Raw genomic sequence first — 13,006 nt, forward strand, 5'->3', positions numbered from 1 at the left:
GTTCCTGAAAATAAAGAGGGAACAACCTCTTTGCTTTTAATCTTTATTCAGGATGTTTGTTTAAAGCAATACCAAGTCTGTTCCAGGAATTAATTGCTATAATGGCCCAAATAAACCGGGCAGTGCGTTCTTCGCCAAACAACGCTACAGCTTTATCAAAAACTTCATCGCTCACACCATGATTTGCAATAAGAGTCACCTCCTCAGTCAGGGCTAAAATGGTCTGTTCTTCTTCGCTAAACCAGTTTATTGCTTCTCTCCAGGCACTGAGCACATAAATTCTTTTAGGATTTTCCCCATACCTGATGGCGTCCTGAATGTGATGATTCATACAATAAGCACATCCGTTGATCTGAGAAGCCCTTATTTTAATTAATTCTCTTTCAATTTTACTCATTCCGGTCGAGTCCAGGTATTTATCTAAGTCCATCAGAAACTGGTATCCCTGTGGCTGAACTTCCCGCATTTTAAACCTTGTTTTCATATTCAAACATTTTAAAATAATACACTTTCATCCTCTTCGTTATTTTATCTGAAAATCAAATGAACGATGACCTATTTTGTTTTCGGCAATACTTTCAAAATTACAGGCTCATTTTATTTATTTCCATGCCAGTTATAAAAACCGAAGTAGTCCAGCCTTCGTTTGTTTGCTAAACAGATACTGTATTATTCAGTAAAGAGCTTCTTTTTTGACGTTAGAACTTTAATTCATTATTTTTATTTCTGTCGATACCGGCAAAACTATCCTTACATCTAAATGAAACACCTCACAGCTTTTCTGTTCTTTTCTGTTTCTCTTTGGCTTTGCTGGGCTTGTAAAAGCACTGCTGAAGAAGTCGGACCAAATACCAATCAGCCACCTGCCGCTTTTGTAATCAAAGCAAGTCTTTCAAAAGACAGTACCGTCATAAACCTTGCCTGGACAAAAGCTATTGACCCTGACGGAGACAAAGTGAGCTATACTGTAGTTTCAAAAGATACCCTTATCAAAAACTTAACAGATACGACTTATAATATCCGGAATGTCAGTTTCAGCATTTACTACAGTGGAAAAGTGATAGCCACTGATGCCAAAGGATTAAGTACCGAAGCCAGCTTTACCATTTTCAAAAATGCCGTTTCAAAAATTAAGGATGCTAATTTTGAACAAATACTGGTAGATAAAAAAATTGACAGCGACGGTCTAGTAAACGGGCAGATTATGTCTGCGGATGCCCTGCTTATCACAGCATTGGATCTGAGTGGATACAACAAAACTGACGGCAAGAAAATAAAGAATCTGTCAGGAATAGAAGCCTTTCTGAATCTGAAAACGCTGGATTGCTCTTTTAACAAAATGGATAGTATTGATATTAGCGGAAATCCTTTTTTAATTTCATTGGAGTGTTATTCAAATAACTTAAAAACTTTAAATATCAGTAATAATCCGGGGCTGACATTTCTGGATTGCGGAGCTAATTTATTAACAAATCTGGATGTAAGTAAAGATACTCTTCTGACCAGTATAAGATGCGATACGAATCGATTGGTATCTTTGACACTTGGGAAAAATGGTCGTCTGACTAATTTATGGTGTCCCAGTAACAGCCTGACAAGTTTAGACCTCAGTGGAAATCCTGCATTAAGCAAACTGGACTGCAGTTTTAATATCCTCCCGGTTCTTGATTTGACAAAAAATACTAAGCTGACTTTTCTTTCATGTTCTTCGAATAAATTAACACGTCTGGACCTTAGTAAAAATATTAACCTGACAAGTTTATGGTATACCGACAGCGGTTTAACCACTTTGGATATCAGCAATAATACAGCCCTGACAGACCTGAGGTGTAATGGTAATCAGTTAACAGCTTTAGATATCAGCAAGAACACCGCATTACTTACCTTAAATTGCTATAACAATAATCTGACGAGTCTGAGCGTTAGCCTTAATACAGTTTTAGTCAATCTCGATTGCAGATCAAACCCTGCTCTCCAAACTATTTGTGTGAAAGATACCGCAGCAGCCAATCTAAAGACCACCTGGTTTAAAGATAGTAAGGCCAGTTATGCAATCTGTCCGTAATACATCTCAGTCCTTAAACATTTAGGAGCACTTTTGATTGTGAAAACCTTTTTTTTCTATTTTTGTTATACAACTGTCAGTAAGACTAAACCGACATGTGAATGAAAGTCCTTCGACCTTTTATATATCTGGTGGCTACTATTTGGCTTTGTTTAGCCTGTAATAGAAAAATTGATGATGAAAGTCCAAATCATCCGCCAAAAGCTTTTTCTGCAAAAGGCATTCTTGATGTCAATGGAACTACACTTTACGTCAGTTGGACAAAGGCTGTTGATCCGGATGGTGATAAAGTTACTTATACCATTATTACTAAAGATACGCTTGCCAGGAACATTGATGATACCACTTTAGTAGTAAGAAATTTAAGCCCGGAGAATGCTGTCAACGGTAAAATAATTGCAAGAGATTCAAGAGGGCTGAGCAATATCACCAGCTTTGTTCTGACAAAAACCCAGGCTTTGTTTATTCCTGATGTGAATTTTGAAAGGGAACTGGTAAATCAAAAAATTGACAGTGACGGGATGATTAACGGACAAATGAGTCCGAACGATGCCCTGAAAGTAACTACTTTAAATGTCAGCAATTTCGGGATAAAAGACCTAACCGGGATTCAGGCATTTTTAAAGCTAAAAAGCCTTGATTGTTCGAAAAATAGCCTCACTAGTCTGGAAGTTGACAAGATTACAGGCTTAACCAGCCTGACCTGTAATGCCAATCAGCTGACAGCACTGAATGTCAGTAAAAATACAGCGCTGACTGAGTTATATTGTTTTGACAATCAGTTAGCGAGTCTGGATGTCAGTAAAAACACTTCGCTAACCTCTCTGAATTTTTATTTAAACAAACTAACGACCATAGATTTAAGTAAAAATACGGCACTAAGTACGCTGGAAGTCGGGGCTAATCAATTAAGCAACTTAGATATCAGTCAAAATCTGATGCTGAAATATTTAGGTTGCAGTTCAAATAAATTAACTAATGTTGACGTCAGTAAAAATACACTTCTGGCAACATTTTTCTGTTATTCCAATCAATTGGCAAGTCTGGATGTCAGTAAGAATACGGCATTACTCAATATTCAATGTTATTCTAATAAATTATCCGTGCTGGATCTGAGTAAAATTCTGGATTTAAATATCATTGACTGCACTTCCAATCCTGCTCTTAAAACAATCTGTGTAAAGGATGTAGCTGCTGCTAATGCTAAAAAAGACTGGAAAAAAGATGCTTCTGCTGTTTATAATGTTTGTCAGTAAACCAGCTCATTGTCTTAAAGCGCTAATATCTGACAAATGAAACAAAGAATTGCCCATATCGCCTTAGTAGTAAATGATTATGACGAAGCTATAGCATTCTATACTCAGAAACTTCATTTCGATTTAATTGAAGATACCATTTTATCTGAAACCAAAAGATGGGTTCTGGTAGCCCCGAAAGGCTCATCAGAATGCTGTCTGTTACTGGCAAAAGCGGTTGGGGAAGAACAAAAATCAAGAACAGGGAATCAGACCGGAGGGCGGGTTTTCTTATTTCTCCATACAGACAATTTCCAAAGAGATTACCAGAATTTGCTGGATCAGCAAATCAGGATTGTCCGGGAACCTTCTCATGAAGAATATGGCACTGTGGCTGTTTTTGAAGATTTGTATGGTAACCTTTGGGATTTGATCGGACGATGAGAGAAATGCGGTAAAATCATTTCTCTCATCACCTTCAATCATTACATTCGGGGAATTAGTTTAGTTTATCCTTCTGAATTAAAAAATCAGGGTATAAATTTTTCCGGCTTCTGTATTCAAATCAAATAAATTAGTTTCTGTTATCCCAACAGGATGAAGTTTAGCCTTTTCTGAAATAAGAGGGCTGGCCACTTCCTCTACCTGATAAAATGGATTCGGATTTATCCCTGAAGCTTTTGCTAATCCATTACCTGATTTCGGTGTGGCGGAAGTACGAATTCTCAGATTCCCGCCTAAATTCGACTTAACAACGGCTTTTGTCAGTTTACCATTTTTCCATTGCATATCAAGGATTTCAAAACCTCCTCTTGCCCGTAATCCACTGATATTCCCTTCCGGAAGGGCATCAGGTAAAGCAGGTAAAAGATGTAAGGCTCCATCATGACTTTGAACCAGCATCTCTGCAATACCTGCCGAACAACCGAAATTACCGTCAATCTGAAACGGAGGATGCGCATCAAACAAATTGTTATAAGTACCGCCTCCTTTCATCACTACCCCCTCCTGTTTATTAGGTACTAATTGATTCTGAATCATTTTGAAAGCATGATTACCATCTAAAAATCTTGCCCAAAAGTTCACTTTCCAGGCCATACTCCAGCCTGTTCCTCCATCTCCTCTGTAAATTAAAGACGTTCTGGCAGCATCAAATAGCTCAGGGGTACGATAAGGCGAAATCTGTTTGGCCGGATATAAGCCAAATAAATGAGAAACATGACGGTGTTCATCTTTCGGATCGTCATAATCCTGCATCCACTCCTGCAACTGGCTATATTGTCCGATCTGCATCGGAGGCAAGCGTTTTCTGGTAGCTTTCACTTTTTCAATAAAATCTTTGTCTGATCCTAATATTTTACCTGCGCTGATTACATTTGAAAACAAATCAAAAACGATTTGATTATCCATCGTTGCTCCGGCAGTGATGCATACACTATTCGGAAGATTTGGTTTATTTTCGGGAGAAACAGAGGGTGAGACAACCAGCCATTTATGAACAGGTTCTTCAACCAGAAAATCCAGGTAAAAAGCCGCCGCACCTTTCATAATCGGATAGGCTTTCTGCAAAAATTTCTTGTCCCCGCTATACAGGTATTTTTCCCATAACTGCTGACAAAGCCATGCACCGCCCTGCGTCCACATACCTGAATTAATTCTGTCAACCGGTCCTGTTATTCTCCAGATATCTGTATTATGGTGTGCCAGCCAGCCATTTGCTCCGTACATTACTTTAGCTGTTTCCTGTCCGGTTTTAGAAATATCAGTAATAAGCTGAATCAGTGGTTCTGTCATTTCAGAAAGATTGGTAACCTCCGCCGGCCAATAATTCATCTGAGTGTTGATATTGATGGTATATTTACTATCCCAGGAAGGACTCATTTTGTCATTCCAGATACCTTGCAGGTTAGCTGCCTGTCCGCCGGGTTGTGAGGAAGAAATAAGTAAATAACGGTTAAATTGAAAATAAAGGGTCACAAATTGTGGATCATTCCCTGATTTAAAAGCTTTTAATCGCTCATCAGTTGGCATATTAGCCGCCTCATTCGTTCCAAGATTCAGTTTTACACGATTGAAATATTTCTGAAAACCTGCTACATGTTTATTCAGCAACTGAACATAAGATTGGGCTAAAACTTTTGATAAATTCTGTCTGACGCGCAGCTCCGGATTCGCACTGATATCATGGTAATTGACGAAATTAGTAGCAATAGTTACATAAATAATTACTTCATCGGCATTGGAAACAGTGATGGCATCAGCCTCCGCTTTAATTTCTCCTTTTATATTTTTGATTTTGACAAGGCTTTCAAAATTAACCTTTCCTTCAACATTTTCATGTGTACTCGTTGTTCCGGTAAGAATCAATTCATCGTTTCCTTTTGTAACAACACCCGAAGGCTGGTGCTGGGTATTTTGAGAAGCGGTAAAACTGATGCTTCCCTTTTTATTTGCCGTAATTCTGATAATGAGGGCATTATCAGCAAAAGAAGTAAATGACTCCCTGGTAAAAGTCACGCCATTTACGGTATAAACTGTTTTACTGACAGCTCTTTCAATATCCAGTTCTCTGTAATAATCTGAAACCTTTGAACTGTCATGCCCGGCGAAAGTCAGACTCAGGTTACCAACAGGCTGGAATTTCATACCCCAGTTTTTGGGAGTCTGAATTTTGGCTGTAGCCAGATTATGAGCTTCCTGGCCTTTACCTTCAAAGAGTAGTTTTCTTACTTCAGGTAAAGCAGCCAATGCATCCGGATTGTCATTTCTGTTTGGGCTGCCACTCCATACTGTTCCTTCATTCAATTGAAACACTTCTTTCTCAGGATTTCCGAAAACCATGGCTCCGATGAATCCATTTCCTATGGGCAGGGCAGAGTTCCAATCTTTCCTGGCCGGATTTTTATACCATAACTTTAAACCGGATTTCTGGGCAAAAAGACTGCCCTGAATCATTATCAAAGCAAGTATAAAGGCTGTTTTTTTCATTTATTTTGAGAATTTGGATAGTTAGTTAAACAGGTTCTCCCAACCCATTTTTTATAGGCAGGGAAATTATAAAAACCATTGATTTTTTATAAGAGCGCATAAATTTGCCGATATACTCACCTCCAAAATATTCTCGCTTTTTTATTTGTAATGAATACCCTGCCTTTTCGTTTTTCAGTATTTTTCATCCCTTTCTTTCAAAGCCTGAAAATGTATTATCTCCGGCTTATAGTCAATTAATTATCCGTCAGGATATAAAAAACTTGTGGTTTTTCTGAATATTCCGGTTATTGCAGCTTCAATACAAAACCTGCTTTTATGCGCCTGCTGAAGCTTTTTCCGATTCTCTTTTTTTCTTTATTCTGCACATTTTATGCTTCAGGACAAAATGCGCATTCTGCACTGAAAATCTCTCATCTTACCGGAGATTTTTATGTTTATACCACTTACAATATTTACAAAGGAGAACCCGTTCCTTCAAATAGCATGTACCTTGTTACCAATGCCGGAGTTGTGATGTTTGACACACCCTGGGACCCCTCCCAACTTCAGCCTTTGCTCGATAGTATCGAGAAAAAACATCATAAAAAGGTTATTTTGTCTATTTCATCTCATTTTCATGAGGACAGAACCGGAGGACTTGATTTTCTCCGGGAAAAAGGTGTAAAAACCTATTCTTCTCAGATGACTTATGAATTTTGTCAGAAAAGACAGGAGAAGCTGGCTGAGTTTCATTTTCAAAAAGATACGACATTTATTGTAGGACAACATACTTTTCAAACCTTTTACGGTGGAGAAGGGCATACTAAAGATAATATTATATTCTGGTTTAAGAAGGAGAAGATTTTGTATGGCGGATGTCTCATTAAAAGTGTGGAAGCTGATGATCTGGGAAATTTGAATGATGCTAATACTTCTGAATGGCCGAATACACTTCTGAGAATAAAAGCAAAATTCCCGAAACCTTCTTATGTTATTACAGGACATCAGGATTGGTCAAGTACTAAATCAATTGATCATACACTTCATTTGTTAAAACTTTATCGGAACAATAAAGGGAAATAGTACAAAAATCTAGTCTTTCATAAGAGAAGACTTTCCGCAGATGAGATCAGAATCAGGAATAATCAGACCCGGGAATAACGCTATTATATAAACGCACAAATTCCGGAAAATCTCTTACCGGTAATCTCAGACAAGGTTTATATCCCGAGATACAAAAGCGTCTGATATTATATTGTAATCAGAGTACGAACTTATTCGTGGTCAGTCATTTGAAACAATTTCCTGTCTTTTCCTTTGTATTTACTTAATTTGTAACTATTTTAATAGCAGAAACGTTAGTAAAACAAACTAAATCATTCTATACATCAGGAATCAAACGCTTTATGTCTGCTCTGATTAACCGACGTTCTTAGCTACTAAAGCAAATGATTTTCCTAAAGTATCCTTTTAAAAATATGACAATGTTAACTTGCGAGTCAAATATTGATAAAATCAGCCAAACTTTTGAAAAGGTCAGAAGTCTTTCCTATAATGAGAAAAGAAATTTCATCTCTACGGAGGAATCAATTAATACTCTTCTTGATACAATTAATGAATTAAAACAATCCGTTAATTCTAAAAAACAAACAATCGACTCATTTGTAGGCATTTTAGAGCAAATTACATGGCTAAATGATTTAGATGAAACCTGTTTGATTAAGATCAATGAAATTATTTCCTTAAGCCGGGACTTTCACGCTACATTAATCAGATATTATAATTCCTTAGCGGAGAATCTTATAGCAAAAGGTATTGCCAGAAGAGAAATACAAAATTTCAAATTGTCTATTGATGACTTAAAAGAAATCATTGAAGACCTGGAGTCAGTATTCTTCTATCTTCCTAAAATGCCTGATTTTCAAGAAACTTCCAGAATTCTTTCAATTATATAATGTTCATCTATTCTACAGAAGAATTCAAAAATGAATTCGAGAAATTAATTAAAAATAACTCCTATAGAGACCTTGAAAAGGAAATTATTGAATACTTTTTTGATAAAAACATTCAGGATTTATGTTCAGGAACAAGGTTAAATAATAGCAATGACGCGCCATACATTAAGAAAAGATTGAATGGCAAAGGAGGTTACAGAGTATATTTCTATCTCATCTTAAAAGATGATTGCCTGTATTTAATGTTCGTACACCCTAAAACCGGTTCTGAAGGATCAGACAATATTTCTAATGAATCTAAAGCACTTTTGTATAAGAAAGTTCTTGAATGTGTGAAAAGAAATACTCCGTTTTACAAAATTGAACTTCAGGTATTTGAAAATATTCAAAAATTAAAATTCATCCTTATCACACAAGAGAGCGACTAAGAATATCATACTCTCCTGTGTTTATTGGATTTTCCTGAACTTCTCCGGATTACAATATCTGATTAAATTCTATTCTTTCGCCATCCGGCCCCAGAATATTAAAATATTTGCAGCCCTTTTCCCAGAAAGGAAGGAAAACCGGTTCCGGTTCCAACACGATAAAATCAGCTGTTTTGAGTTTGTCAAAAACTACCATTATGTCTTCTACATCAAAAGCAATATGATCAATATGCCCATTTTTTCTTTGTCTGATTTCCTCCAGCTCTTTTTCCGGCATCTGGTATATTTCAACAATCACTTCACCGCTTTTCATCATGGCCACTTCCCCTTTTCCACCATTATATTCGAAAGAGGAAGACATCACATTTTCAAATCCGAGGCTTTTGTAAAATATTTCTGACCGTTCGAGGTTTGTTACCGGAATACCGATATGTTGAATCTTTTTTATGCTAATATTCATGCTCATATGAGTTTTATTATTGTTAAAAATGGTCTGTTTTCTTTAATCGAACAATTCCTGTTCTTCTGTATACTATGTTTTCCTTCCACCGGTTTTCAATACTAATGTTTCAGCACCAGCAGGACTTTCCTCCTTTTTGGAATGATGTATGTCCTTAAAATCCCTGATTTTTGCTTAAATATTCCGGAAAAATAAAATGGAGAAAAGATTTTTAAAATCACCTTTGAATTTAGCTCTTCACCATTTATGTGTGTAATACTAAAAATGAATCTGTTAGTAATCAATAAGACTTAAAATAATTTACTCAAAGAAAGTCTTGTTTGAAAGAATGGATAGTTTTACCCCATTTTGATATTCTCTTTAAATAATTGAACAGACGGGAGGCTAAAAAGTCTGGTTTGATAAGCCTTGCAATATTGTCAAACCAGCCTGTGGTAGCATCCCGCTTTTTGTATTGCGCAATATCATGAAATAATCTTTTGCCAGTAAGGAATCGGGGAATAATTAAGAAAAAACTAACGTTACGAAAACACACGTATATACAACTGGGTGAAATGTATTTCTGCTATGATTTAATTATTTCAGTTATTCTGGCTAAATGGTGGTCATCGTGTTCTGCAACAAAAAGAAACAAATCCATTGTTCTCATTGGAGTTTTAAGTCTTGGATGCAAAGAAAACTTAAATATAGTTTCTTCATCAATGTCCTCCAGCTTACTCAAAGTCAGATTTCTAATTGCTCTGAATTGCGACAAAAGATCTTCTATATCTTTTTCATTATGATTAGCTAAATCCGTTTGTGTATTCTGTAAATCAGTAGGTCTTAATTCCTTCTCGCTATTTATAATGTCTTCAAATCGTCCTTGCCATAGTGGTTCAAGGTCAATAAGATGTCCGATATTTTCCTTAATTGTCCAGGTACCATTGATTTTTAATGATAACTTGTTTTCAGCAATAGATTTCACTTTATCCTCTAACCTTATTGGTGTCCCTAAAAGTCTTTCCAAAATAGAAGGAAATATATTCTGGTCTGTCAGGAAGTCAAAATTTCTGTCAAACCATTTTATTTGTTTCATGTTTTTCAGGTTTTAAGTTATAAAATTTAGTGTTACTGTATCTGGTTACTTAACTCGCTAATGCTGAAGCATTAACAAACAAATATGATTGAAATGCAACCGACCAGGCCTCAGCACAAATCTACATCAGAAATACGAAAATTCAATTACTTTCGCTTCTACCCTTTTACCAGTACTTTTATACTGGGGAAAATTTAACAAATACTTTCACAAAGCGTCTGATTGGTAAGTTCACAAATATCAATACAAAAGAGCAAAACTAATCACTCTAGCAATAAACCAAATAATCAACGATTAAATCCAATTTTAATCATTCTTAAAAAATATTCTTAAATATATTTTGGCAATTAACATTTTTTTGCGCTATGTTTACCATCATATTCTAACAGGCAAAATTTGTTTTACACTCAGTTCAGCACCCTAAAAACCATTCTGCCTTTGGAATAACCTTTCATAAACCTCTTATTTAAATTCTACAAATGCTCTAAAATGAAAAACATTATTTACCGTTCTGCCTTTATTACCTTGTTTGCTCTACTTCAATTTGATTCATTCTCCCAGATTAAATTCAAACTTGAACGGCTTGACCTTAACAGTTACAGACTGAGTTTAGTATGTCAAAAAAGTCTGTCTTCCTCTGAAAGTATCACCGGAACCATGCAGATTTCTATGAGAGCCAGATCCTCCGACGGATTTATCATGGATCAGCCTATATCTGTTAATCCTGAAGTTAAATGGGCAATCGGAACCATTCTGAAATCTCCCAAAGAAAACCCGGATTATGATTATTTTGCTGTGACTCTGAGTACTATGGCTATTAAGGATTTCCTCTATAAAGAAGGGGTAGATATTCCACTTTTTACCTTTAAAAATATAGGTTCAAATCCTAAAGCTTCTATTCATCTGATTGACAATGAAACGGATCAACTGGCCACAGACCCCGGTAGCTCGTTTAATATCAGAAATCATATCAGTATTATCGGTTATGGCTTTAAAAATTCCTATGTGGGGAATATAGAATCTGAAGCTGAAAACGCTCTTCCCTTACTTCGGGGCATTAAATTATCCCCAAATCCGGCCAATACTTATACCAGAGTAGAATGGCAAAATCTGATCGAGCACGAAAAAGGTGTACAGGTTGCCCTTTCTATCGTGAATGTACAAAATGGTGTTGAAATCGAAAGAAAAGCTGTTGAATCTGAGATAGGCGAATTTAGCCAGGAATTAGACCTGAGTAATTATACTATAGGAAATTATCTGGTATATCTCCTCAGAAACGGGGTTCGGACAGGTAATGCCCTTAAGCTTCAGGTATTTCATTAATTCATCTGACTATTCCATCAATTAAACACTGCTATATTCCATGCACCAGCCAGGAATATTACAACAAATGCTTTAAAACAGTATTTGCATGCGCCTGTGTATAACCTTAATAAAATCCTCTTTATGAAAAGATCAATATTAATCTTGTTTTTGCTGTCCGTATCCTTCCTTAATTATTCACAAAGCTGGCAGAAAATCAAAATTGCTAAAAAAGTTCAGGTTCCTGCGAAAGATACACCCACCAAGTTTCTGAAAGATACCCTTGAAAGAATGCAGCGCCTGAATCGTCAAAGGCCTTTTAAAGATTTGGATTATGATTATGGCTCAGAGGATACTCCGGCTCCCAGAGAAGGGGCATTGAGCTGGCAGGATGATTCCGGTAAATTCTGGGTATTTGGTGGTATAGGGATTGATGATGACTATAATTCCGGATTGTTTCAGGATTTATGGCAATATACTCCTTCCAATACTACCTGGAAACTTGTGAAAGGCTCCAGAAAAGTACTTTTGGGCAGATCAGACAATGCACAGGATATTCCTTTGCCAAGAAGAGATGCCATGACATGGGTTGATAAAAACGGGGATTTATGGCTGTTTGGAGGAAGAGACTACAGTGACAATCTGCATTATGATGACATGTGGAAATTTACGGCAAAAAGTGGTATCTGGTCTGCAATTTCCGGCACAGGAAAGTTTAACATTAAAAGCAAACGCGGGAATAAAAAGAAAGCCAATACCGGTGATTTTCCCGGAAGTCGTTCTGCTGCTTCATGCTGGACAGACCAATCCGGAACCATGTGGATGTTCGGAGGAGTAAGTTCGGGAGAGAATGGAGGCGAAGATGATTATTATAATGACCTCTGGCAGTTTGATTCTAAAAAGCAGCAATGGGCCTGGATAAGTGGAGAAGATAAACCCAATGTAAAGACCAAGCATGGCAAAAAAGGAAAGGAAGATTCACAAATTCTACCAAGTCCCCGCATGAAAACGGCAGTATGGTATGATGCTGCTGCCAACAAATTATGGCTCTATGGCGGATATGGAGCAGATACCACCGGAGCCCGCGGAGGAGGCCTGGCAGATATGTGGAATTATGATATAAAAAAAGATGTATGGACATGGATTTCAGGAACAGATGCCCTTTACTCCGATTCTGAATACGGTATTATAGACCGGGAAACCGAAATTTCACATCCGGGCTATCGATATGGCGCCATCACATGGCAGGATCGTTCCGGAAATTTCTGGTTATACGGTGGTCAAAACCGCCTTTCAGGAAATAGCATTTCTATTAATCCTTTTCTATGGAGGTTCAATATGAAAAGCCAGCGATGGGCTAATATGACTTCTCCGGTTACGGCTAATATTACCTCAGGAGGATGTTCTTTTATTGATCCGGACGGAGGATTAATGATATTCGGAGGTACCAAGCTCGATCCTTATACGCTTCAAACCAGACCTGTAAATGACATTTGGAAGATCAACACAAAATAAT

The 13,006-nt window shown here is 36.9% G+C and carries 12 protein-coding genes; 8 read left to right on the forward strand and 4 right to left on the reverse strand.

All coding sequences use genetic code 11. The features are described 5' to 3' along the window. Positions 1–43 precede the first annotated feature (43 nt). Complete coding sequence (locus BM179_RS09165; protein WP_092015627.1) at positions 44–484, reverse strand: carboxymuconolactone decarboxylase family protein; 441 nt, start codon at positions 482–484, stop codon at positions 44–46. 276 nt (positions 485–760) lie between these two features. Here BM179_RS09165 and BM179_RS09170 point away from each other — a divergent pair, with 276 nt between their 5' ends. From BM179_RS09170 to BM179_RS09180, 3 genes are all read left to right on the forward strand, one after another. Beyond that, entirely contained in the window at positions 761–2,065 is a 1,305-nt protein-coding gene (locus BM179_RS09170) for a leucine-rich repeat domain-containing protein (protein WP_092015630.1), read from the forward strand. A 101-nt stretch (positions 2,066–2,166) separates the two neighbouring features. Further along, positions 2,167–3,321, forward strand: coding sequence for a fibronectin type III domain-containing protein (locus tag BM179_RS09175; RefSeq protein WP_092015633.1), 1,155 nt, complete (start codon positions 2,167–2,169; stop codon positions 3,319–3,321). A gap of 36 nt (positions 3,322–3,357) precedes the next feature. Continuing rightward, entirely contained in the window at positions 3,358–3,744 is a 387-nt protein-coding gene (locus BM179_RS09180; protein ID WP_092015636.1) for a VOC family protein, read from the forward strand. 78 nt (positions 3,745–3,822) lie between these two features. On the opposite strand, the gene BM179_RS09185 is transcribed toward BM179_RS09180, so the two are convergent. After that, complete coding sequence (locus tag BM179_RS09185) at positions 3,823–6,288, reverse strand: glycoside hydrolase family 95 protein (RefSeq protein ID WP_092015639.1); 2,466 nt, start codon at positions 6,286–6,288, stop codon at positions 3,823–3,825. Between the two features lie 324 nt (positions 6,289–6,612). Here BM179_RS09185 and bla point away from each other — a divergent pair, with 324 nt between their 5' ends. The 3 genes from bla to BM179_RS09200 all read left to right on the forward strand — a co-directional run bounded on the left by bla (position 6,613) and on the right by BM179_RS09200 (position 8,653). Next, positions 6,613–7,353, forward strand: coding sequence for a BlaB/IND/MUS family subclass B1 metallo-beta-lactamase (bla, locus tag BM179_RS09190; protein ID WP_374754577.1), 741 nt, complete (start codon positions 6,613–6,615; stop codon positions 7,351–7,353). A 395-nt stretch (positions 7,354–7,748) separates the two neighbouring features. After that, positions 7,749–8,225: a hypothetical protein gene (locus tag BM179_RS09195; RefSeq protein WP_143095189.1), complete on the forward strand. Its 477-nt coding sequence runs from the start codon at positions 7,749–7,751 to the stop codon at positions 8,223–8,225. Next, on the forward strand, positions 8,225–8,653 hold the full coding sequence (locus tag BM179_RS09200; protein WP_092015648.1) for a hypothetical protein: 429 nt from the start codon (positions 8,225–8,227) through the stop codon (positions 8,651–8,653). The genes BM179_RS09195 and BM179_RS09200 overlap by 1 nt, the downstream gene beginning before the upstream one ends. Positions 8,654–8,702: 49 nt before the next feature. Here the strand turns inward: BM179_RS09200 and BM179_RS09205 are convergent, their stop codons facing one another. After that, positions 8,703–9,113 carry a VOC family protein gene (locus tag BM179_RS09205; protein WP_177219349.1) on the reverse strand — a complete coding sequence of 137 codons (411 nt, stop codon included), beginning with the start codon at positions 9,111–9,113 and terminating at the stop codon, positions 8,703–8,705. 565 nt (positions 9,114–9,678) lie between these two features. Beyond that, positions 9,679–10,188 (reverse strand): DinB family protein, encoded by a 510-nt coding sequence (locus BM179_RS09210; RefSeq protein WP_092015654.1) that lies wholly within the window; start codon positions 10,186–10,188, stop codon positions 9,679–9,681. A 489-nt stretch (positions 10,189–10,677) separates the two neighbouring features. Between BM179_RS09210 and BM179_RS09215 the strand changes: the two genes are divergently transcribed. Both BM179_RS09215 and BM179_RS09220 read left to right on the forward strand, forming a co-directional pair. Then, entirely contained in the window at positions 10,678–11,511 is an 834-nt protein-coding gene (locus BM179_RS09215; RefSeq protein ID WP_092015657.1) for a T9SS type A sorting domain-containing protein, read from the forward strand. Between the two features lie 123 nt (positions 11,512–11,634). Continuing rightward, the gene (locus tag BM179_RS09220; RefSeq protein ID WP_092015660.1) at positions 11,635–13,005 is read left to right on the forward strand and encodes a Kelch repeat-containing protein; all 1,371 of its coding nucleotides are present in this window, start codon (positions 11,635–11,637) and stop codon (positions 13,003–13,005) included. Position 13,006 lies beyond the last annotated feature (1 nt).

The sequence above is a fragment of the Pseudarcicella hirudinis genome (assembly GCF_900115665.1).
GTDB classification, from domain to species: Bacteria; Bacteroidota; Bacteroidia; order Cytophagales; family Spirosomataceae; genus Pseudarcicella; species Pseudarcicella hirudinis.

Coding starts and splice junctions, on each gene's coding strand:
- BM179_RS09185 (WP_092015639.1), bottom strand. CDS start 6,288: ATGAAAAAAACAGCCTTTATACTTGCTTTGATAATGATTCAGGGCAGT.
- BM179_RS09175 (WP_092015633.1), top strand. CDS start 2,167: ATGAAAGTCCTTCGACCTTTTATATATCTGGTGGCTACTATTTGGCTT.
- BM179_RS09200 (WP_092015648.1), top strand. CDS start 8,225: ATGTTCATCTATTCTACAGAAGAATTCAAAAATGAATTCGAGAAATTA.
- BM179_RS09180 (WP_092015636.1), top strand. CDS start 3,358: ATGAAACAAAGAATTGCCCATATCGCCTTAGTAGTAAATGATTATGAC.
- BM179_RS09205 (WP_177219349.1), bottom strand. CDS start 9,113: ATGAATATTAGCATAAAAAAGATTCAACATATCGGTATTCCGGTAACA.
- BM179_RS09195 (WP_143095189.1), top strand. CDS start 7,749: ATGACAATGTTAACTTGCGAGTCAAATATTGATAAAATCAGCCAAACT.
- BM179_RS09215 (WP_092015657.1), top strand. CDS start 10,678: ATGAAAAACATTATTTACCGTTCTGCCTTTATTACCTTGTTTGCTCTA.
- BM179_RS09220 (WP_092015660.1), top strand. CDS start 11,635: ATGAAAAGATCAATATTAATCTTGTTTTTGCTGTCCGTATCCTTCCTT.
- BM179_RS09165 (WP_092015627.1), bottom strand. CDS start 484: ATGAAAACAAGGTTTAAAATGCGGGAAGTTCAGCCACAGGGATACCAG.
- BM179_RS09210 (WP_092015654.1), bottom strand. CDS start 10,188: ATGAAACAAATAAAATGGTTTGACAGAAATTTTGACTTCCTGACAGAC.
- BM179_RS09170 (WP_092015630.1), top strand. CDS start 761: ATGAAACACCTCACAGCTTTTCTGTTCTTTTCTGTTTCTCTTTGGCTT.